Origin of the sequence: Cryobacterium sp. 10S3 (genome assembly GCF_034344045.1) — a bacterium.
In the GTDB taxonomy this organism is placed as follows: Bacteria; Actinomycetota; Actinomycetes; order Actinomycetales; family Microbacteriaceae; genus Cryobacterium; species Cryobacterium glucosi.
Map to the genome: position 1 here is coordinate 2,448,234 of NZ_CP133773.1, position 21,025 is coordinate 2,469,258.

16 protein-coding genes and 1 tRNA gene are annotated in these 21,025 nt (G+C 67.4%); 5 read left to right on the forward strand and 12 right to left on the reverse strand.

Annotated features, from left to right (window positions below; translation table 11 throughout):
* The first annotated feature begins 8 nt into the window (after window positions 1-8).
* Both RHM57_RS11520 and adhE read left to right on the forward strand, forming a co-directional pair.
* A complete protein-coding gene (locus tag RHM57_RS11520; protein WP_134559476.1) occupies window positions 9-1,154 on the forward strand; it encodes a cysteine desulfurase family protein in 1,146 nt (381 codons plus the stop codon).
* Window positions 1,155-1,370: 216 nt separating this feature from the next.
* Complete coding sequence (gene adhE, locus RHM57_RS11525) at window positions 1,371-4,100, forward strand: bifunctional acetaldehyde-CoA/alcohol dehydrogenase (protein WP_134445843.1); 2,730 nt, start codon at window positions 1,371-1,373, stop codon at window positions 4,098-4,100.
* 77 nt (window positions 4,101-4,177) lie between these two features.
* Here adhE and RHM57_RS11530 read toward each other — a convergent pair whose 3' ends face one another.
* Complete coding sequence (locus RHM57_RS11530; RefSeq protein WP_241987402.1) at window positions 4,178-5,677, reverse strand: CoA-acylating methylmalonate-semialdehyde dehydrogenase; 1,500 nt, start codon at window positions 5,675-5,677, stop codon at window positions 4,178-4,180.
* Between the two features lie 97 nt (window positions 5,678-5,774).
* On the opposite strand from RHM57_RS11530, the gene RHM57_RS11535 reads away from it, so the two are divergent.
* Window positions 5,775-6,398, forward strand: a complete 624-nt coding sequence (locus RHM57_RS11535; protein WP_134445845.1) for a LysE family transporter — start codon at window positions 5,775-5,777, stop codon at window positions 6,396-6,398.
* Between the two features lie 30 nt (window positions 6,399-6,428).
* On the opposite strand, the gene RHM57_RS11540 is transcribed toward RHM57_RS11535, so the two are convergent.
* The 4 genes from RHM57_RS11540 to RHM57_RS11555 form a co-directional block, all read right to left on the reverse strand.
* Window positions 6,429-6,896, reverse strand: a complete 468-nt coding sequence (locus RHM57_RS11540) for a GNAT family N-acetyltransferase (protein ID WP_322188170.1) — start codon at window positions 6,894-6,896, stop codon at window positions 6,429-6,431.
* 120 nt (window positions 6,897-7,016) lie between these two features.
* A tRNA-Met gene (locus tag RHM57_RS11545) sits at window positions 7,017-7,090 on the reverse strand.
* 177 nt (window positions 7,091-7,267) lie between these two features.
* Complete coding sequence (locus tag RHM57_RS11550) at window positions 7,268-10,168, reverse strand: UPF0182 family protein (protein ID WP_174774617.1); 2,901 nt, start codon at window positions 10,166-10,168, stop codon at window positions 7,268-7,270.
* Window positions 10,169-10,294: 126 nt separating this feature from the next.
* Window positions 10,295-11,428 (reverse strand): PDZ domain-containing protein, encoded by a 1,134-nt coding sequence (locus RHM57_RS11555; protein ID WP_241975389.1) that lies wholly within the window; start codon window positions 11,426-11,428, stop codon window positions 10,295-10,297.
* Window positions 11,429-11,557: 129 nt separating this feature from the next.
* Between RHM57_RS11555 and RHM57_RS11560 the strand changes: the two genes are divergently transcribed.
* On the forward strand, window positions 11,558-12,931 hold the full coding sequence (locus tag RHM57_RS11560) for a zinc-dependent metalloprotease (RefSeq protein ID WP_370294914.1): 1,374 nt from the start codon (window positions 11,558-11,560) through the stop codon (window positions 12,929-12,931).
* An 8-nt stretch (window positions 12,932-12,939) separates the two neighbouring features.
* Here RHM57_RS11560 and RHM57_RS11565 read toward each other — a convergent pair whose 3' ends face one another.
* The 5 genes from RHM57_RS11565 to RHM57_RS11585 all read right to left on the reverse strand — a co-directional run bounded on the left by RHM57_RS11565 (window position 12,940) and on the right by RHM57_RS11585 (window position 18,787).
* A complete protein-coding gene (locus tag RHM57_RS11565; protein ID WP_134445847.1) occupies window positions 12,940-13,803 on the reverse strand; it encodes an aldehyde dehydrogenase family protein in 864 nt (287 codons plus the stop codon).
* On the reverse strand, window positions 13,800-15,329 hold the full coding sequence (locus tag RHM57_RS11570; protein WP_322140906.1) for an aldehyde dehydrogenase family protein: 1,530 nt from the start codon (window positions 15,327-15,329) through the stop codon (window positions 13,800-13,802). Before RHM57_RS11570 ends, RHM57_RS11565 begins: the two co-directional genes overlap by 4 nt.
* Before the next feature lie 10 nt (window positions 15,330-15,339).
* Window positions 15,340-16,359 (reverse strand): deoxyribose-phosphate aldolase, encoded by a 1,020-nt coding sequence (gene deoC, locus RHM57_RS11575; protein WP_134445849.1) that lies wholly within the window; start codon window positions 16,357-16,359, stop codon window positions 15,340-15,342.
* Window positions 16,360-16,422: 63 nt separating this feature from the next.
* Window positions 16,423-17,373, reverse strand: a complete 951-nt coding sequence (locus tag RHM57_RS11580) for a sugar-binding transcriptional regulator (protein ID WP_134445850.1) — start codon at window positions 17,371-17,373, stop codon at window positions 16,423-16,425.
* Window positions 17,374-17,563: 190 nt separating this feature from the next.
* Window positions 17,564-18,787, reverse strand: coding sequence for an MFS transporter (locus RHM57_RS11585; protein ID WP_322188172.1), 1,224 nt, complete (start codon window positions 18,785-18,787; stop codon window positions 17,564-17,566).
* 40 nt (window positions 18,788-18,827) lie between these two features.
* Between RHM57_RS11585 and RHM57_RS11590 the strand changes: the two genes are divergently transcribed.
* Window positions 18,828-19,523: a maleylpyruvate isomerase family mycothiol-dependent enzyme gene (locus tag RHM57_RS11590; RefSeq protein WP_322188174.1), complete on the forward strand. Its 696-nt coding sequence runs from the start codon at window positions 18,828-18,830 to the stop codon at window positions 19,521-19,523.
* 42 nt (window positions 19,524-19,565) lie between these two features.
* Here RHM57_RS11590 and RHM57_RS11595 read toward each other — a convergent pair whose 3' ends face one another.
* Window positions 19,566-20,516 (reverse strand): bifunctional riboflavin kinase/FAD synthetase, encoded by a 951-nt coding sequence (locus RHM57_RS11595; RefSeq protein ID WP_241975390.1) that lies wholly within the window; start codon window positions 20,514-20,516, stop codon window positions 19,566-19,568.
* Window positions 20,513-21,001, reverse strand: a complete 489-nt coding sequence (locus RHM57_RS11600) for a hypothetical protein (RefSeq protein ID WP_134445853.1) — start codon at window positions 20,999-21,001, stop codon at window positions 20,513-20,515. Before RHM57_RS11600 ends, RHM57_RS11595 begins: the two co-directional genes overlap by 4 nt.
* Between the last annotated feature and the right edge of the window lie 24 nt (window positions 21,002-21,025).

Here is a 21,025-nt window from a genome sequence, read left to right on the forward strand (position 1 = left end):
AGCCCGGAGTGATCTACCTCGACAACGCAGCGACGACGCCCGTGCGCCGCGAAGTCCTCGAGGCCATCTGGCCGTTGCTCACCACCGGCTTCGGCAATCCCTCGAGCCACCACCGGGTCGGCGAGGCCGCGGCGGCCGCCCTCGCCGACGCGCGCGCGACGGTCGCCGCCGTTCTCGGCTGCCGACCCGCCGAGGTGCTGTTCACGAGCGGCGGGACCGAGTCCGACAACCTCGCGATCAAGGGCATCGCCCTCGCCGCGCCGCGGGGCCGGCACCTGATCATTTCGGCGGTCGAGCACGAAGCGGTCCTCGAATCCTGCGACTACCTGCACCGGTTGCACGGCTTCGACGTGACCCTGCTGCCGGTGGATGCCCAGGGTCTCGTCGATCCGGCAGACCTCGCCCGTGCGCTCACCCCCGCCACGACCCTCGTCTCGGTGCAGTACGCCAACAACGAGGTCGGCACCGTGCAGCCGATCAGAGATCTGTCCGCGCTCGCCCGCGCCCAGGGCGTCCCGTTCCACACCGACGCCGTCCAGGCCGCCGGCTGGCTGCCACTGTCCGTCGCCGACCTCGGAGTCGATGCGCTCAGTATCTCCGGCCACAAGCTCGGGGCGCCCCAGGGAACGGGGGCGCTCTTCCTGCGTCGCCGGGTGCCGCTCGAACCCGTCCAGCATGGCGGCGGCCAGGAGCGCGGCAACCGGAGCGGCACCGAGAACGTCGCCGGAGCCGTAGCCCTCGCGACAGCGTTGCGGCTCGCCGAGACCGAACGCGCATCGAATGCTCCCAGGGTCGCGGCCCTCCGCGACACCTTCATCGCAGAGGTGCTCGGCGCGGCGCCGGGCGCACGCCTCACCGGGCATCCGCTGCAGCGCCTGCCCGGAACGGCGTCGTTCGTGTTCCCCGGCACGAGCGGGGAGGCCGTGCTGCTCGAGCTGGAAGGACACGGGATCGTCTGCTCGAGCGGCTCGGCGTGCGCGGCGGGCAGCGACGAACCCTCCCCCACCCTCACGGCCATGGGGCTTCCCGCGGAGGTCGCCCAGACCGCAGTCCGGTTCACCCTTGCCTCGTCGACGACCGGAGCAGAGCTCTCCGAAACGGCCCGGGCCGCCGGTCTCGCTGTCGCGACAATCCGAGGTCTCGGCCGACGCTGAATCGGGCCGTGGAATCTGCGGAATTTCTACGAATCGTAGAAATCGACCAGCCGATCACGTCGAATGAGAAACAGACGGCTAATCAGCCAAAATGCTCAATTGAAACGTCGCAATCCCGGCACCCTGCCCATCGTTAAAGATGCGTCCCTCGGCGCGGGGTCGTAAGCTTGCCTAAAGAGGCGAAAAGCCCAAGTTGGGCCGCCGAAGAGGGGCACCATGACCATTACGGACAAACCAGTCACTGAGTCACTTGCTAGCCAAATCGACTCACTCGTTCAGGGGGCACAGCAGGCGCTCACCGAATACGCTGACTTCACCCAAGAGCAGATCGACCACATCGTAAAAAAGGCCTCCGTCGCGGCCCTCAGCAAACATGCTGAGCTCGCCGTCCACGCAGTAGCCGAAACCGGTCGTGGCGTATTCGAGGACAAGGCCGTGAAGAACCTGTTCGCGTGCGAGCACGTCACGAACTCGATGCAGAATCTTAAGACCGTCGGCATTATCAGCCGCGACGCTATTACCGGAATTACAGAAATCGCCGAGCCGGTCGGTGTTATCGCAGGTATCACCCCGGTGACCAACCCCACCTCGACTGCAATCTTCAAATCCCTTATCGCCATTAAGACCCGCAACCCGATCATCTTCGGCTTCCACCCGGGAGCCCAGCAGTCTTCTGTCGCAGCTGCCCGCATTGTGCGCGACGCGGCAATCGCCGCCGGCGCCCCCAAGAACTGCGTGCAGTGGATCGAAGTTCCCTCCCTCGAGGCGAGCACGCTCCTGATGAACCACCCCGGTGTTGCGACCATCCTCGCGACCGGTGGCAACGCAATGGTCCGCGCCGCGTATTCCTGCGGCAAGCCGGCCCTCGGCGTCGGTGCGGGAAACGTTCCGGCATTCATCGAGAAGAGCGCCAAGCTCAAGCGTGCCGTCAACGACGTCGTGCTCTCGAAGTCCTTCGACTACGGCATGATCTGCGCTTCCGAGCAGGCCGTCATCATTGAAGAGCCGCTCTATGCAGAGGCACTCGTCGAATTCAAGAAGCTGCACGCGTACCTCGTGACCCCGGCGGAGAAGACCCTCCTCGAAGAGTTCATCTTCGGTGTCCAGGCACACTCGGAAAACTGTGGCGGCGCCAAGCTCAACGCTTCCGTCGTCGGCAAGTCGCCGGTGTGGATCGCGCAGCAGGCCGGATTCACCGTTCCCGAAGACACCTCGATCATCATGGTCGAGGTCGGCAGCGTCGGACCGCAGGAACCGATGACGCGCGAAAAGCTCGCCCCGGTGCTCGCCGTCCTGCACGCCAAGGATGCAGAAGAGGGCATCACGCTCTCCGAGCAGATGGTGGAATTCGACGGACTCGGCCACTCCGGCTCGATCCACAGCGAGAACCCCGCGATCATCGAGGAATTCGGTATCCGCGTCAAGGCCGTCCGGATCATCACCAACGCCCCGAGCTCGCTCGGTGGCATCGGTGACATCTACAACGCCTTCATCCCCTCGTTGACGCTCGGCTGTGGCTCGTACGGACACAACTCCGTTTCGAACAACGTGTCGGCCATCAACCTCATCAACATCAAGCGGATCGGTCGAAGGAACAACAACTTGCAGTGGTTCAAGGTCCCCGCCAAGACGTACTTCGAGCCGAACGCCATCCGCTACCTGGCGGACATGCGCCACGTCGAACGCGTCACCATCGTCACCGACGCGACCATGACGAAGCTCGGCTTCGTTGACAAGATCCTCGACGTGCTCAACCGTCGCGAGAACCGCGTGTCCCTCCAGATCATCGACAACGTGCTCCCCGAGCCGACCGTCGCCGCGGTCAAGAAGGGTGCAGAGGAAATGCGCGCCTTCAAGCCCGACACGATCATCGCCCTCGGTGGCGGTTCGCCCATGGACGCCGCGAAGGTCATGTGGCTCCTGTACGAACACCCCGAAATCGAATTCGCCGACATGAAGGAAAAGTTCTTCGACGTGCGCAAGCGCGCGTTCAAGTTCCCCGACCTCGGCGAACTGGCCCAGCTCGTCTGCATCCCGACCACCTCGGGTACCGGTTCGGAAATGACGCCGTTCGCGGTCATCACCGATGAGGTCTCCGGAGTCAAGTACCCGCTCGCGGACTACGCACTCCTGCCGAACGTCGCGATCATCGACCCCGCGCTCACCGCCGCAATGCCGTCCTTCCTCGTCGCCGACTCCGGCTTCGACGCTCTGACGCACGCGACAGAGGCTTACGTGTCGGTCTACGCGAACGACTTCACCGACGGCATGTGCCTGCACGCGATCAAGCTGATCTTCGAGAACATCGAGACCTCGGTCAACGGCACGCAGAACAGCACCGACGACAAGGTCATCAAGGCGCGCGAGAAGATGCACAACGCATCCTCGATCGCTGGCATGGCGTTCGGTAACGCGTTCCTCGGAATTTGTCACGCGATGGCTCACGTCACCGGCGCCCAGATGCACCTCATCCACGGACGAGTGAACGCGACCTACCTGCCGCACGTGATCCGCTACAACGGCAAGATCCCGACCAAGCTGACCAGCTGGCCCAAGTACGAGACCTACATCGCTCCCGAGCGCTTCCAGCAGATCGCGAAGCACCTGGGGCTGCCGGCCTCGACTCCTGAAGAGGGCATCGAGTCGTACGCGACCGCCGTTGAGAAGCTGCGCGACGCCGTGCACATCAAGCCGTCGTTCCAGGCCCAGGGTGTTGTGGAGGAAGACTTCATCGGTCGCCTCGACTCGCTCGCCATGGGTGCATACGGCGACCAGTGCGCACCGGCCAACCCGCGGATGCCGATGCTCGCCGACATGAAGACCATCATGGAGGCCGCGTACTACGGCACCTCGTTCGAAGAGGTTCGTGCCGGTCGTTCGGCCGCAGCGGCCGCCGCCGAGTCCAACACGGACGCCAAGAAGCCGGCCCGCAAGGCAGGCAAGTAGGTCTTCACCCGCTGAATCAGTACTGAAACAGGTTGGGCCCCGCACTTCGGTGCGGGGCCCAACCTGTTTTTCGGCTGTTATCGGTTCTGGGGGAAGCCCAGGTTGATGCCTCCGTGGCTCGGGTCGAGCCAGCGGCTGGTGATCGCCTTGCCGCGGGTGAAGAAGTGCACGCCCTCTGCGCCGTGGGCCTTGGTGTCACCGAACAGCGAGTTCTTCCAGCCGCCGAACGAGAAGTACGCGACCGGGACCGGGATGGGCACGTTGATGCCGATCATGCCCACCTCGATCTCGTTCTGGAACCGGCGCGCGGCCCCGCCATCGTTGGTGAAGATCGCGGTGCCGTTGCCGAACGCACCGGCGTTGATCAGGGCGACGCCCTCCTCGTAGGTGTCGACCCGGACGATGCCGAGCACCGGGCCGAAGATCTCCTCGGTGTACGCCTTCGAGGTGACGGGGAGGTGGTCGATTAGGGTCGGGCCGAGCCAGAACCCGTTCTTGTCTCCGTCGACCTCGATGCCGCGACCGTCGACGACGATCGTCGCGCCGTCATCCGCTGCGATCTCGATGTAGCTTGCGACCTTGTCGCGGTGAACTTCCGTGATGAGCGGGCCCATGTCGCACGAGCGACGCCCGTCACCGACGGTCAGGGCCGTCATCCGGGAAACGATCTTCCCGACCAGCTCGTCGGCGACCGGTTCAACCGCGACGACGACGCTGATGGCCATGCACCGTTCCCCGGCACTGCCGAAGCCGGCATTGACCGCCGAGTCCGCGACAAGGTCGAGGTCGGCGTCCGGAAGCACGAGCATGTGGTTCTTGGCGCCACCGAGTGCCTGCACCCGCTTGCCGTGCCGCGTGCCGGTCTCGTAGACGTAGCGGGCGATCGGGGTCGATCCGACGAAGGAGATCGCCTTGACGTCGGGGTGCGTGAGGAGGCCGTCAACGGCCACCTTGTCCCCGTGCAGGACCGTGAAGACGCCGTCGGGTAGACCGGACTCCTTGAGGAGCCTGGCGAGCCAGATGGCTGCGCTCGGGTCCTTCTCGCTCGGCTTGAGGATCACGGTGTTGCCGGCCGCGATGGCGATCGGGAAGAACCACATCGGCACCATGGCCGGGAAGTTGAACGGGCTGATGATGCCGACGACGCCGAGGGCCTGGCGGGTCGAGTACACATCGACGCCCGTGGCGACGTTCTCGGAGTATTCGCCCTTGAGCAGGTGCGGGATGCCGCAGGCGAATTCGACGACCTCGAGCCCCCGCGTGATCTCGCCGAGGGCATCGGAGAGCACCTTGCCGTGTTCACTCGTGAGGATCTCGGCCAGCTCACCCTTGCGGGCGTTGAGCAGTTCGCGGAACGTGAAGATGATCGACTGCCTCTTGGCGATCGACAGGTCGCGCCACGCCGGGAACGCGGCTTTGGCGGATGCGACGGCGGCTTCGATCTCGCCGGCGTCGGCGAGGGGGACGTCTTTCGTGATGGTGCCGAGGGCCGGGTCGAAGACCGGAGAAGTACGGCCGGACACCCCGGCGTGCTCGGCGCCATCGATCCAGTGCGGGACAACGGGTACTTCGCTCATGGCACTCATCTCTCTCGGACAACGACGTCGGGGAACGGGTCGATTCTGACACAACCCACCGCAATCCACGGGTTCAGGCAGGCCCTAGGCTGGAGCGGTGCAATTCTCCCTCTGGCTGGCCCTCGTGGGTGCGGGTGCGCTGATCAGTTTCACGCCCGGGGCTGGGGCGATCAACACCATGAGCAATGCCCTCAATTCCGGGTTCCGCCGCTCCATCTGGGGCATCCTCGGCCAACAGGCTGCACTGGTCGTGCACATCACGATCGTTGCCCTCGGCGTTGGGCTGCTCGTCGCCAATTCGCCTGTCGCATTCAACATCATCCGCTATGCGGGCGCCGCGTACCTCGTCTACCTGGGCATTCGGCAGTTCCTCGCGAAGCCGAGCCTGGACGCCGAGAGCGCCCGGGCTCTCCGTGACGAGCCGCGCTGGTCGATGTTCCGTCGCGGCCTGTGGGTGAACCTGCTCAATCCGAAGGCGATCGTCTTCTTCCTGGCCTTCCTCCCCCAGTTCATCCGGCTCGACCGCCCCGCGCTCCCGCAATACCTGATCGCGGCAGCCACGGTGATCGTGATCGACGTGCTCGTGATGTGGCTCTTCTTCGCGGGAACGGCGCGGTCATTCCAGCGCTTCACCAGGGACGCGCGCGGCCAGCGGGTACTCAACCGCATCTTCGGAGTTCTCTTCGTCGGCGTCGGCATTCTGCTCGCTGCGATCCACTGACCGATCACCGGCGGCCCACCGGAGTAAGGCTCACTCCCGAGCGAGCCGGATGGTCAGGAAGACGCTGCTGGGGTCGAGGGTGTACCCGGCGAACGGCGGGCATTCGACGAAGCCGGCGCGCAGGTACAGCCGCCGGGCCGGGGCGAAAGAGTCCTGGGTCCCGGTTTCCAGGCTGACGCGCCCGATGCGCCGGTGGAGTGCGTCGTCGAGGATGTGCGAGAGGAGCCCGGCCGCCACTCCGCGACCGCGCGCCTCCCGCGTTGTGCGCATGGACTTGAGCTCGGCGTGGTCACTCGTCAGCTCTTTCAGGGCCCCACAGCCGACCAGGGTGCCGCCTTCCCGAGCGGTCCAGAATCGGATCTCCGGTGCGGACAGGGCTTCGAGGTCGAGGGCGTGGACACTCTCGGCCGGCGAGGAGGCGAACATATCCGCAAGATGCTCGTCGAGCAGCCGATGGACGTCCGGTCGCGCAGGATCGTCCCTGTCGACGGTGAACATTCAGGCATGCCCGGTCTCGGCGTAGGCCAGGGGCCGGGTCGTGGGGCAGGTCATCCACCGAGGGTATCGGTTCCGGGTATGAAAAAAGCCCCCGGAACCTTACGGTTCCGGGGGCATCTGTTGCGGGGGCAGGATTTGAACCTACGACCTCTGGGTTATGAGCCCAGCGAGCTACCGAACTGCTCCACCCCGCGCTACAAGAGGTAGCTTATCACAGCCTTGAGGCCCAGTCGAACCACGCGGCGCCGTGCATGCTGCGCGGGTTCTGTGCCGGCGCTCGTGCGTTGTGCCACACGCACGGACGGCCGGCTCCCCGAGGGGAACCGGCCGTCACGACCACGGATGCTGTCCGCGGCCGGTGCTGCTGTCTGCTACTGGCCCAGCAGGGCGAGCATGCTCGCGACGGTGTCGGAGAGCTTCTTGTCCGCCACACCGTAGGCCGCGAAGTCGCCGGCGGTCAGCGCCGCCTGCTTGTCGGCAATAGCCTGCTTGGCGACGGCCAGGAGCGCCTGGAGCTGGGCATCCGTTGCCGGGTTGCCCGTCGTCGTCGAGGGTGTCGTGGTGCCGCCTGTCGTCGGCGTCGTCGTTCCGGTGGTCGGCACCGAAGTGTCACCGGCCTGCGCACCCGAACTGCCGCCGAAGAGCACGTCGAGCGCCTTGTTCAGGGTGTCCTCGAAGGCGATCTGGTCACCGAAGGCCACGAGAACCTTCTGCAGCAGCGGGTAGCTGGTCTCACCCGTCGACTGCACGTAGACCGGCTGCACGTACAGGAGCCCGCCACCGACGGGCAGCGTCAGCAGGTTGCCGTTGAGCACCTTCGACTGGCCCTGCTTCAACAGGTTGAGCTGGGTCGATACCGTCGGGTCGGCGTTGAACTTCGCCTGCACCTGGCCGGGGCCAGGCACCGTGTTCGCCTTCGGCAGGGTGAGCAGGCGGAGCTTTCCGTATTCCGCCGATCTGACTCCGTCGGTCGCGCCGGCATCCGAGTCGACGGCGAGGTACCCGGTGAGCACGTTCCGGCTCGTGGTACCCGTCGCGTCCGGGATGAAGGTCGAGTACAGGGTGAATGCCGGTTTCTCCGAACCGGGCACCTGCATCGTGAGGTAGTACGGGGGCTGGAGAGTCGTGTTCGTCGACGGCGACACCGGGTCGTTCGGCGTCGTCCACGCGTCGTCGTGCGAGTAGAACGAGCCGGGGTCTGTCACGTGATACTGGCTCAGGATGTGGCGCTGCACCTTGAAGAGGTCGGCCGGGTACCGGACGTGGCTCATCAGCTGGCCGCTCATATCGCTCATGGGCTTGACCGTGGACGGGAAGATCTTCTGCCACGTCTTCAGGATCGGGTCCGTGGTATCCCACGCGTAGAGGGTGACCGAGCCGTCATAGGCGTCGACCGTTGCCTTGACCGAGTTGCGCATGTAGTTGATCTTGTCGAGCGCGAACGGCTGTGCGGGCGTCTCGGTGTCCGTGATGGCGTCGCTCAGGCCGACCGGTGTCGAGTACGGGTAGTCCGCGCTCGTCGTGTAGCCGTCGACGATCCACTTGACCCGGCCGTCGACGACAGAGGGGTATGCGGAGGAGTCGAGGGTCAGGTAGGGGGCGACCTTCTGCACGCGCGTGACGGGGTCGCGGTCGTAGAGGATCTGCGACTGGTCGTTGACGTCGTTGGCGAGGAATATCTGCTCGGACTGGAACTTCAGCGCATAGATGAGCTTGTTGAACGCGTTGTCGAGCTTCGGACCGCCGTTGCCGGTGAACGTCGTGTAGGTCTGCTGGGCGCCATCGGTGCCGGACGGATAGTCGAGCTCGACGGGCTTGCTGTCCGCCGCGGCTCCGACGATCGAGTAGGTCGGTGAGTTCTCACCGAAGTAGATCCGCGGCTCGTAAGTTCCGAGCGATCCGGTCGTCGGGATGCCGGACTCGAGGAACACGGGCTGGCCGTCTGCCGAGCGCTGGTTGCCGTATGCCGCGACGACGCCGTACCCGTGGGTGTAGACGATCGTCGAGTTCACCCAGGTGTTCCCGGCGTTGAGCCCGGACAGCTTGAGATCACGGACGGAGACGACGGTGTCCTGGGACTTGCCGTCGATCGTGTACCGGTCCACATCGAGGTTCTTCGGGAACTGGTAATACTGCTTGAACTGTTCCAGCTGCGAGAAGGCGTCGCTCACGAGGGCCGGGTCGAGGATCCGGATGTTGGCGGTCGTCGTCGCGTCCGCCCGGAGTGCCCCTGGCTCTGCGGTCGTCGTCGCGTTGTACGGGACCTCGGTGACACCGGAGAGGTCGTATGCGTTCCGGGTGAGATCGATGTTCCGTTGGATGTACTCGGCCTCGAGGGACTTCGCGCTCGGGTCGACCTGGAAGCGCTGCACGACCCACGGGTAGAGGGAGCCGAGCAGGAGGCTTGTCACGATGAGGAGCGCCGTGCCGATCACGGGGAGGCGCCAGCGACCGATGATCGCCGTGACGAGGAAGAGGATGGCGACGACGGCGGCGATGCCGGCGAGGATCGCCCGTCCGGGGATGGTGGCGTGGGTGTCGGTGTAGCCGGCACCGGTGATCAGGTCGTTCGTGCTGGTGAGCGTCGAATACTGGTCGAGCCAGATGCTGAGCGCCTGCAGGACCAGGTAGAGACTCGCCGTGACGGCGATCTGGACGCGAGCGGCCTTGGACACGAGGATTTCGCGGCCGCTGACCCGGATCGACCCGTACAGGTAGGTGGTCGCGATCGCGACGATGGCCGAGATGAGGACGACGGCGGATGCGAAGCCGAGGAACGCCTGGAAGAACGGCAGGTCGAACAGGTAGAACGACACGTCGAGGTGGAACTGCGGATCGGTGGTGCCGGTGTCGGTGCGGTTCAGCCACATCAGCACGACCTGCCAGCGGGTGGCGGCCGCGACGCCGGCGAAAAGGCCGAGCAGAGCGGGGATGCCGTACATGGCGAGGCGGCGGAGCGGCTCGATGACCTGCTGGTAGCGGTCGAGCTGCGAGTTGAGCTTCGCGTAGACAGGACGCATCCGGTAGGCGATCTGGATGCTGACGAAGACCGGGATCGCCATGGCGAGGAAGCCCACGAAGAAGAGAGCGGCTCCTGCCGCCCACTGGGTGGTCAGTACGCTCAGGAAGCCGAGCTGGTTGAACCAGAGCACATCGGCGTACAGGCCGGCGAACACAAAGAACAGGATCACCAGCCCCGCGATGATGGCGGCCGTAATGGCGAGGGGGGCACGACTCCTGCGAGGAGCGTTTCCGGTGGATTGTGACGTCACGAATGGGCCTCTTGGTCTGTAAATCGGCGGTCAGGCCTCATTCTAGACAGGGGTTCTGGGAGCAGGCCTGCCAGCCGGCCCCAAGCCGGCTCAGAGTTCCCTGCAAGGCCGCTGGGGTATCCCCCGTTATTGCACGGGGCAGTGCGGGAGTGCGCTCGTGTCCGCCCCGGACTTGATGGCGTCCAGCGCGGTGAGTGCCTGGTCGAGGGTCGTGACCGAGAAGACCGTGAGACCGTCCGGGATGTGCCCGGTGACCTCGTCGCAGTCGTCCGCGGGGGCGAGGAACCAGTCTGCTCCGGCGCTCCGGGCGCCTGCGAGTTTCTGGCGGATGCCGCCGATCGGGCCGACCGTGCCCGCCTGATCGATCGTGCCGGTGCCCGCGACGTTCTCGCCGCCCTGGAGGAGCCCGGGGGTGAGCTTGTCGATGATGCCGAGCGCGAACATCATGCCGGCGCTCGGGCCGCCGACCTGGTCGAGCTGGATGGTGACCGTGAACGGGAACTGATACTCGGTCTTCACGTTGATCCCGATGATCGCGGAGCCGTCCGAGTCGACGGGGGTGACCGTGAGGTCCTGCGCGACGCCGCCGCGCACGATGCCGACAGTGGCCGGAACGCCGGCGCCGTTCGCCGTGAGCGCGGCACGGAGGGAGGCGATGTCGGTGACGGCGGCGCCGTTGACGGTGGCGATCTGGTCGTCCGCTTTGAGGACGCCCGTCGCCGGCGAACCGTCGGGCAGCGAAACAACCGAGACGATCGTCGGGTAGGTGTAGCCGAGGTTCGTCAGGGCGGCGGCGATCGCATCCTGCTGGGAGTTGACCATCTGCGCGGTGTTCTCCTCGTCGCGCTGCTGCGTCGTGGTGTTCGAGGGGAACGCCGCCTCGATCGGGATGACGGCCTGGCTGGAATCCAGCCACGCTCCGGCGACCTTGAGCCAGCTCGGGCGGTTGTCCGGGTTGCCGACGAGGGACACGGTGAGCATGTCCAGCGTTCCGTCGGTCGGGAAGGTCTCCGCGCCGTCGATGGTGATCAGGGGCCTGTCCGCACCGTCCTCAGAGATGGTCGAGCCGATGGTGTTGTAGACGGGGCCCGGCTTCTCGATCACGTATGGGGCCGGGGTGACGCCGAGGATGATGCCGCAGGCCAGGGCGATGCTGAGCACGATCCAACCGGCCTTGCTTGCCCGCCGGGAGCGCGGCGATCGCTCTTCCCAGGTGGTGCCGGAGTCGGATGGCGTCGGGTCGTCGGTGAAGAGGGCCACCGGGCTCCTTCCAGGTTATGCCGGGCGTTCGCGGCAAGCGGACACCAGACCTCTCAGCGTAGGTCATTTCCCAGTTCGGGCCGGGCGTCTCGGACTAGCGTAGAAGCAAGCGACTGAGAGGTGCCTGAAGTGCCCGACGACTCCCGACCCGACGAGGGTCCCAACCCGGAAGACGAATTCCGGGACATGTTGCGCGACATCCTGTCGGGCAAGTCCTCCATCGATCCGAGCCAGCTCGCCGGAGCCGCCGGCCTGCCGGCAGACCCGGCCAGCATCAACGCTCTCATGCAGCAGTTGCAGGGTGCCCTCCGCGGCAACGGCGAGGGCGGCATCAGCTGGGACGCAGCGCTCACGCAGGGCCAGAACAAGGCGGCCGAGAGCCAGGTCTCGGTGACTCCCGCCGAGCACGCCGCCCTCGACCAGGCGTTCCACATTGCTGCGCTCTGGCTCGACGAGGTGACCGACATCGCCGAACTCACGGTGGTCCCGCGCCTTCTCACCCGCAAGGAGTGGGTCACGGAATCCATGCCGGTCTGGACCCAGTTGGCGGAGCCGGTCGCGAACAGCATCTCCGATTCCCTGACCAAGGTCCTCACCGACCAGGCGCCGGAGGAGCTCAAGGGCATGATGGCCGGCGCGAGCAAGATGATGCGCAGCATCGGAGGCACCCTCTTCGCCATGCAGCTCGGCCAGGTCGTCGGCCAGCTCGCGAGCGAGGTCGTCTCAGGAGGCGACATCGGCATCCCGCTCATGACCGACCAGCAGGCCGCCCTCGTGCCGCAGAACGTCGCGGCCTTCGGCGAAGACCTCGACGTGCCGATCGACCAGGTTCAGATCTACCTTGCCGTGCGGGAACTCGCCCACGCCAGGCTGTTCCGGCATTCGCGCTGGCTGCGCCTGCGGCTGATCAGCTCGATCACCGACTTCGCCCACGACATCAGCATCGACTCAGGGCGTCTCGAAGAACTCGCCGAGGGCTTCGACCCGTCCAACCCCGAGGAACTGCGGCAGGCGATCCTGAACGGATCGCTGATCCCGCCGAAGTCGGAGACCCAGCTCGCCGCCCTCGCGAGGCTCGAGACGATGCTCGCGCTCGTCGAAGGCTGGGTCGACGTCGTGACCGTCGAGGCCACGAGCAGGCTCCCCCGCGCCGATGCCATCAACGAGACCGTCAAGCGCCGTCGCGCCTCGGGTGGTCCGGCCGAGTCCGCGTTCTCGACCCTCGTCGGGCTCGAGCTGCGTCCGCGCAGGCTGCGCGAGGCCGCCGCGATGTGGCAGGCCGTGACGGATGCCGTCGGTAACGACGGTCGTGACGCGCTCTGGGCGCACCCCGACCTTCTGCCGACGTCAGCGGACCTCGACGACCCGAAGGCGCTCGTCGCGCGGCTGACGAGCACGGCCGCGAGCGTCGCGGCGGGCACGGAACCCGAACTCGACGAGGTCGACCAGGCACTCGAAGACCTGCTGCGCGAGGACGGCCCCGACCGCCCCCACGAGGAGTAGCCCCGCGCCTAGAGCAGGCCCTTGGTGTGCCAGACGGTCTTCGTCTCCGTGAAGGCGAGGATCCGGGCGAGGGAGGGCGCCGCGGCATCCGCCCCGGATTCGGGCTGGAGCACCCGGGTGAGGGTTTCGGCCGCGTCGATCTCGAGGTGCACCCAGTCGAGGTCGCCGGCACCGAGGAGGTCGATCGCGTTGACGTCGGCGTGGCTCGCGAGCCACGGCGCCATCTCGGCCGGTGACCCGGTGAGGATGTTGACGACCCCGCCGGGGACGTCGCTCGTGGCGAGCACCTCGCCGAGAGTGATCGCCGAGAGCGGCCTGGTTTCGTCGGCGACGACCACGACCGTGTTGCCTGAGACGAGGGCGGGGGCGACGGCGCTCACGAGACCGAGCAGCGACCCGCCGGACTGCGGGGCGATGATAGCGACGACACCGGTCGGCTCTGGCACGGAAATGTTGAAGTACGGCCCGGAAACCGGGTTCGCATTGCCGGCGACCTGCGCGTACTTGTCGGCCCAGCCCGCGTACCAGACCCACCGGTCGACGGCCTCGTCGACCTGCCGGCCAGCGGCCGACGCTGACACGCCCTCTGACTGCACGATCTCCTCGACGAACTGGGCGCGACGGCCCTCGAGCAGCTCGGCGATGCGGTAGAGCACCTGGCCGCGGTTGTACGGGGTCGCACGCGACCACCCCGCGAAGGCGGAGCGTGCCGCGACCACGGCATCCCTGGCGTCCTTGCGGGATGCCTGCGCCGCGTTCGCGAGGAAGTCGCCGCTCGGCGTCGCCACGGCATAGACGCGACCGGATTCGCTCCGCGGGAACTTTCCGCCGATGTAGAGCTTGTAGGTCTTGGGGACGGCGAGGCGGGTCACTTGGTGGCCTTCTTTCGTGCTGCGGACGGCTTGACGGCATGATCGGCGTCCACGGCCACGGCGTGGCGGGCGGCGGCGACTGCGGCGCTGCCCGCCGGCTGGAGGTACGCGGCGAGGCCGTGGCGGCCGCCTTCGCGGCCGTAGCCCGACTCCTTGTAACCGCCGAAGGGGCTCGCGGGGTCGAACCGGTTGAAGGTGTTCGCCCAGATCACACCGGCGCGGAGCCGGTCGGCGACGGCGAGGACGCGGCTGCCCTTGTCGCTCCAGATCCCGGCGGAGAGACCGTACGGCGTGTTGTTCGCCTTCGCGATCGCCTCCTCGGGGGTGCGGAACGTCAGCACGGAAAGCACGGGGCCGAAGACCTCGTCGCGGGCGATGCGGTGACTCGTCGACACATTGGTGAAGATGGTCGGCCGGAACCAGAACCCGTTCTCCGGCAGGTCGCAGTCGGGACTCCAGCGTTCGGCGCCTTCGTCCTCGCCGATGGCGGACAGTTCGGTGATGCGCTTCAGCTGGTCTGCGCTGTTGATTGCACCGATGTCGGTGTTCTTGTCGAGCGGATCGCCGAGGCGCAGCGTCGAGAGGCGCTGCTTGAGCCGGTCGACGACCTCGTCGTGGATGCTCTCCTGGACGAGCAGGCGGCTGCCCGCGCAGCAGACGTGGCCCTGGTTGAAGAAGATCCCGTTGACGATGCCCTCGATGGCCTGGTCGATCGGAGCGTCGTCGAAGACGATGTTCGCCGCCTTGCCGCCCAGCTCGAGAATGATCTTCTTGTCGGTCCCTGCGACGGCGCGGGCGATGGCCCTGCCGGCCCCTGTCGAGCCGGTGAAGGCGACGAGGTTGATGCCGGAGTGGCCGACGAGCGCCTGCCCGGTCTCGCGGCCCCCCGTGACGATGTTCACGACGCCGGCCGGCAACTCGGCCTGCTGGAGGATCTCGGCGAAGAGGAGCGCGGTGAGCGAGGTGGTCTCCGCCGGCTTGAGGACGACGGTGTTGCCCGCGGCGAGGGCCGGGGCGATCTTCCACGCGAGCATGAGCAGCGGGAAGTTCCACGGGATCACCTGGGCGGCGACGCCCCGCGCCGCGGGGTTGACGCCGAGGCCGGCGTGGTCGAGCTTGTCCGCCCAGCCGGCGTAGTAGAAGAACCAGGCGGCGACGAGGGGGATGTCGACGTCACGGCTTTCGGTAATCGGCTTGCCGTTGTCCAGGGTCTCTGCAACGGCGAGCTCGCGGGCGCGCTCCTGCACGAGACGTGCGATCCGGAACAGGTACTTGCCGCGGTCGCTGCCAGAAAGGGTCGACCAGCGCCGTTCGAATGCACGACGGGCCGCGGCGACCGCGGTGTCGACATCCGCCGCGTCGGCGTGTGCGATCATGGCGAGCTGCTTCTCGGTCGCGGGGTTGATGGTCTGGAAGGGCTCGCCGCGGCCGGCGACGAATTCGCCGTCGATGAAGAGTCCGTATTCGGGGCGGAGGTGCAGCAGCGCCTGGGACTCCGGCGCGGGAGCGTAGTCAAGAAAGCTCATCGTGGTTCCTTCAGTCGATCGTCACGTAGTCGGGGCCGGAGTAGTGTCCATCGCGCATCTTCTGCCGTTGCATCAGCACGTCGTTGAGCAGGCTTGAGGCGCCGAAGCGGAAGAGGCTCGGCGTGAGCCAGTCCTCGCCGACGGTCTCGGCGACGGCGACGAGGTACTTGATGGCGTCCTTCGAGGTGCGGATGCCACCGGCCGGTTTCACGCCGACCCTCGCGCCGGTGAGGCGATGCCAGTCGCGCACGACCTCGATCATCGAGAGGGTCACGGGGAGTGTGGCCGCGGGCTGCATCTTGCCGGTTGAGGTCTTGATGAAGTCGCCCCCGGCGAGGATGGCGAGCCAGGAGGCGCGGCGCACGTTGTCGTAGGTGTTGAGTTCGCCGGTCTCGAGGATCACCTTGAGGTGGGCGACACTGCCGTCGGCGCGGCGGCAGGCTTCCTTGACGGCGACGATCTCGTCGTAGACCTGGCCGAAACGACCGGAAAGAAAGGCCCCGCGGTCGATGACCATGTCGATCTCGTCTGCGCCGGCCGCGACGGCGTCGGCCACGTCGGCGAGCTTCACCGCGAGGGAGGCGCGGCCGCTCGGGAAGGCGGTGGCGACGGAGGCGACGAAGATGCCCTGGTCGCGACCGGCCGCGTGTGCGGAGCCGAGCGCCTCGACGGTGTACGGGACCATGTCTCCGTAGACGCAGACGGCGGCGACGCGGGGGCAGCCCGGGTCACCGGGGTCTGGCGTGAGCGCCTTGCCGACGAGGGAACGAACCTTGCCCGGCGTGTCGGCGCCCTCGAGGGTCGTCAGGTCGATCAGGCCGATGATCGTGTCGATCGCCCGCTTCTTCGAACTCGTCTTGATCGAGCGCGTGCCGAGGGCGGCGGCACGCTGTTCGAGCCCGACCGCGTCGATCCCGGGGATCCCGTGCAGGTAGCGGCGGAGGTTCGCGTCTGTGGCCTCGCCGCCGATGAGGGCGAGGGCACGGGACCTCGTCGACGGCTGGGTCGCGACCACTGGGATGCTTGTCATGAAATGTCCTCGCAGGGTGGTGGTGGGTGTCACGGGGGCTCCGGGCGCCTGAGGGCGTTCCGGTCAGTGGGTTTCGCCCAGGACGGCCAGGGCGGTGTCCTCGTCGGTGACGAGCACGGTGCAGAGGCCGCTGGAGACGATGGCGCGGGCGACGGCGTGTTTGGTGCTTCCCGCGATCACGGCGATCGCGGTCGGTGCCCGTCGCAGTTGTTCGAGCCGGATGCCGATGGTCCGCTCGTCGAGCTCGAGGTCGACGATATGGCCGTCCGCGTTGATGTACCGGCCGACGATGTCTCCGACGGCGCCCTTGCGCACGAGTTCGGCGACCTGGTCGGCAGTGAGGTAGCCGCTGTCGACGAGCGCCGAATTCTCGTCGGCCTGGCCTGCGCTGAACAGGTAGGCGGATGCCGCGCTGCCCAGGTCGAGGACCGTCGCGACGGCGCGGTCGGATTCGATCGCGAGCTTGGTTTCGACGCGCTCGAGGATCGCGGGACTCGGCAGCAGGGTCGCGGAGCCGAGCGCTTTCTGCGCGATCGTGACCGCGGTCGCCGCGGCCGTTCCCTCCCGCCGGTTGAGGCTGACGCCGCCGTTGATCTGCACGACGTTGACGCCGCGCGCCCAGCCGGGCTTCAGGCCCTGGGCCACCTCGTGCAGGGTGCGGCCCCAGCTGATGCCGAGGGTCGCCGGAACAGGACGGAGCGCAGTGAGGTAGTCGGCGGCGGCCTGGGCCGCCCGGGACTGCAGTTCCTCGTCGGTGGAGACGCCGGCTGCGGAGACGACGACGGCGTCGCTCAGCCCGGTGTGTTCCCGCAGGCGACGCTCGACGATAAGGCGGCGGGCCCGCGGGTGCACGATCTCGATCCGGATGAAGCCGCTCGCCTTGGCCTGCGCAAGGAGCCGGCCGACCTTCCAGCGGGTGAGCCGGAGGACGGCGCCGATCTCGTCCTGGGTCTTGTTCTCTTCGTAATAGAGTTCGGCGGCGCGGATGGACAGCAGTTCGTCTGTATCGATCACGCGGTCCTCCGTTGGCTCCCCATCCAGCGTAGGACGCCTCGACGCACGCCTCAACTGTTGTGGGAAATCTTGCTCACATGAGCAGAGCCGCATCGGTGCCTTGCTGCGACCCCCGACTCCCTCCTGAGGTGTCGCATATCGAGGTTCCGTGGCCCAGGAACGTCGATATGCGACACCTCAGCCCACGTGGTCAGCGGGAACGGTCGAGGTCGTCTTCGAGGAGATGCGGGCGGGCGATCACGCGCGCGGCGAAGCCCACGGCGAGGCCGGTCGCGATCAGGAACCAGATCGGCCAACTCCAGCCCCCCGTGAGCTGGTGCAGAACGCCGACGACAAGCGGCCCGAGGGCGCCGAGGGTGTACCCGACGCTCTGGACGAACCCGCTGAGCGCGACGGAGCCCTCGTGGGTGCGCGTACGGAGGTTGATCAGCACGAGCGCGAGCGGGAAGTAGAGCGGGCCGAGGCCGGCGAGCAGCACCCAGAGAACCGTGAGCGTGCCCGGTGCGAGGAGGAGACCCACGTCTCCGGCGATGAAGGCGAACATTCCGACGTAGATCAGGAGGCTGAGGTTCTTCATCCGTACGGCGAGCCACGGCACGACGAGCGCGCACGGCAGTCCGACGGCGGCGTAGAGGGAGAGCAACGTCCCGGCCTGGCCGGGGCTGATCCCCGCGGTCTGGGTGAGCATCAGCGGAAGCCAGGCGAAGAGCGCGTATGCGTTGAGCGACGACGTCCCGAAGACGACGGCGATCGCCCAGGCGATCGAAGAACGGCCGATGCGGGCCAGCAGCACCGGCTCGGCCTCCGGAACCGCCGGCGGGGCGCTCTGCGACATCCGGTGCCGCACGAGCATGGTGGCCCAGGGCACGAGGGCGAGGAGCGCGGGGATCATCCACATGCCGAGGGAGACCCGCCAGCCGGCGGCATCCGCTACCGGGACCGCGATGAGAGGCGGAACGAGGGTGCTCAGAGACAGCACCGTGACGTAGAGGGAGGTCACGAGGCCGACCCGGTCGGGGAAGTACTTCTTGACGAGCGGGGGCAGCAGCACGTTACCGGCGCCGAGACCTGCGAAGGTCACGATGCTTCCGCCGATGAGCCAGGTCAGGGAACCCGCGCTGCCACGGAGGAGGTGACCGGCGAGGATTGCGACAAGGGCGACGACAACGACCCGCTCGAGCCCGATGCGGCGCGTGAAGACGGGAGTGGAGATGCCGAAGACCGCGAAGCAGACCGGCGGGAGCATGCCGAGCACGCCGATGGCGAGCGCCCCGAGCGGGACGTCGACGCTGATCGCCAGGACGATCGGAGACAGCGCCGCGACCGCCGTGCGCAGGTTGGCCGCGACGAGGAGGATACCCAGAAGCGCGAGGGTTCGCCCGGCCCAGAGACCGCGGATCGGGGTGGGGTTCACCGGCCAAGTCTATTCACCGGGCGAGTCTAGGCTGGACGTCATGCCCGACATTTCCCAGTACCTGCCGTTCAGCCGCAAGCCCCAGGTGGACGACACCGGGACGACGTCCGACTGGAGCGCGGATATCGCGGCGACCCTGACCGGAATCGCCGGAATCCTTGAGACGCTTTCCGCGGAGGAATGGGAGACGCCGAGCCTCTGCGGCGGCTGGCGGGTGCGCGACGCGGCCGGGCATCTCGTCTGGCGGGTCGGGACCCCGACGCGGGAGCTGCTCGGCACCGGGTGGACGGCACTGCGGGAGCAACTGCCGAACCTGAGTGTGGACCATGCCGTCGACACCCTCAGCCGCCGGGCCGCCGAGGCAGAGCCGGCTGAGCTCATCGCGTCGCTGCAGACCACCGCCGCCGAGTACGCCGCGGGGCGGGTGACCGCCCGGGGGCGGCACGGCATCACCGAACTGACGGAGGTCGCCGTCCACGGACTCGACCTGGCGCATCCGCTCGGCAGGGCCCTTGAGGTCTCGCCGGTCGCGCTCGGCGCGGTTGCCGTGCGCCGGGCGCTGATGGCACCCACCCCGGTCAAGGCGGTCGTGCGCCGCCGCACGCTTGTGGCGACGGATGCCGGCTGGCGCGTCGGGCGCGGAGCCGTGATCGAGAGCACGGCCGTGAACATCGTGCTCTTCCTCTTCGGCCGGGAAGGCTTCACACCGACCGGGCCGCGCTCCCCCGCGGCCTAAGCCCTGAGCGCTGAGCACTGAGCCCCTGCAGCGCGCTCGCTTTCAGTGGCGGGTCGAGCCGGCGAGGAGAGTGCGGATCTGGTCGACGTCTGCCCGCATCTGCAGGATCAGCGGATCGATTCCGGTGAACGCGACCATTCCGCGGATCCGGTCGACGAACGACACCTCGACGACGTGACCGTAGAGGTCGAGCTCCCGGTCGAGTACGTAGGCCTCGACCTGCTTCTGCGCGACCCCGTCGAAGGTCGGATTGTTGCCGACCGAGATGGCGGCCGGGTAACGATCCGCGCCGTCGGTCAGCCAGCCGGCATAGACGCCGTCGGCAGGAATGAGCCCCTCGGACTCCGCGGAGAGGTTGGCCGTCGGGAACCCGAGTTCGCGGCCCCTGGCCGCGCCGTGCACGACCTCGCCGCGCACGGTCGGGGTGTGGCCGAGCAGTTCGCCGGCAGCCCTCACATCACCGCTCGCGAGCAGTTCCCTGATCCAGGTCGACGAAACCCTGCGCACCCGGTCGGGCTTGACATCCTCGATCAGGTCTACGGCGAAGCCGAAGCGTGCGCCGAGCTCGGTGAGCAGGGCCACGTCACCGGCGCCGTGCGCGCCGAACCGGAAGTCCCTGCCGACGAGCACGTGCCGGGCGTGCAGTCCGTTCACGAGGACGGTCTCGACGAAGACCTCAGGCGGCAGGCTCGCGAGGTCCCTGGTGAACTCGAGCACGAGGGTGCAGTCGACGCCGGTCTCTGCGAGCAGCCGGAGCTTCTGCTCGGCGCTGATCAGGAACGGCGGGCACTTCTCTGGGGCGAGCAGGGCGAGCGGATGCCGGTCGAAGGTCACGACGACCGCCGTGAGCCCCTGCGTTCCGGCGATGTCTTTGAGCCGGTCGATCACGGCGCGATGGCCGGCGTGGACGCCGTCGAACTTCCCGATCGTGACCGCGGAGCCGGAGGTGGCGGTTTCGAGCGGGAGGGAGCCGATGCCGGAGAGGACCTTCACGAGCTGGCCTGTCGACCGGCCTGGCCCTGTGGTCGTGCCGGGCCCTGTGGACGAGCAGGGCGGTGGCGGACGAGCCACATCATCCCGAGGATCGGAAGCACGAGCGGGATGAAGAGATAGCCGCTGCCGAAGACCGACCAGACCGAGTCGTGCGGGAAGAGCGCGGGGTCGACGATGCTCAGGGTGCCGACGACGAGCACGCCGAGAAGCTCGAAGGAGATGGTCACCCACGCGACGCGGTACCAGCGGCCGCTGCTGCGCACGAGCGCGATGGTCGCGACGATGTACACGACCGCGGACAACGCAGACAGCGAGTACGCGAGCGGCGCCTGGTCGAACTTGGAGGCGATCTGCACGAACGACCGCCCGGTCGCGGCGAGCGCGAGCAGCCCGTAGACGGCGATCAGCAGGCGTCCGACGCCGGTGACCCTGCGCTTCTGCGGTCCATCGACGACGTTCTCGGCTGCGCTCTGTGGTCCGGTCATGGCCTGTTAATTATCGCAGCTTGT

Coding starts and splice junctions, on each gene's coding strand:
- adhE (WP_134445843.1), top strand. CDS start 1,371: ATGACCATTACGGACAAACCAGTCACTGAGTCACTTGCTAGCCAAATC.
- RHM57_RS11530 (WP_241987402.1), bottom strand. CDS start 5,677: ATGAGCGAAGTACCCGTTGTCCCGCACTGGATCGATGGCGCCGAGCAC.
- RHM57_RS11540 (WP_322188170.1), bottom strand. CDS start 6,896: ATGTTCACCGTCGACAGGGACGATCCTGCGCGACCGGACGTCCATCGG.
- RHM57_RS11570 (WP_322140906.1), bottom strand. CDS start 15,329: ATGAGCTTTCTTGACTACGCTCCCGCGCCGGAGTCCCAGGCGCTGCTG.
- deoC (WP_134445849.1), bottom strand. CDS start 16,359: ATGACAAGCATCCCAGTGGTCGCGACCCAGCCGTCGACGAGGTCCCGT.
- RHM57_RS11590 (WP_322188174.1), top strand. CDS start 18,828: ATGCCCGACATTTCCCAGTACCTGCCGTTCAGCCGCAAGCCCCAGGTG.
- RHM57_RS11600 (WP_134445853.1), bottom strand. CDS start 21,001: ATGACCGGACCACAGAGCGCAGCCGAGAACGTCGTCGATGGACCGCAG.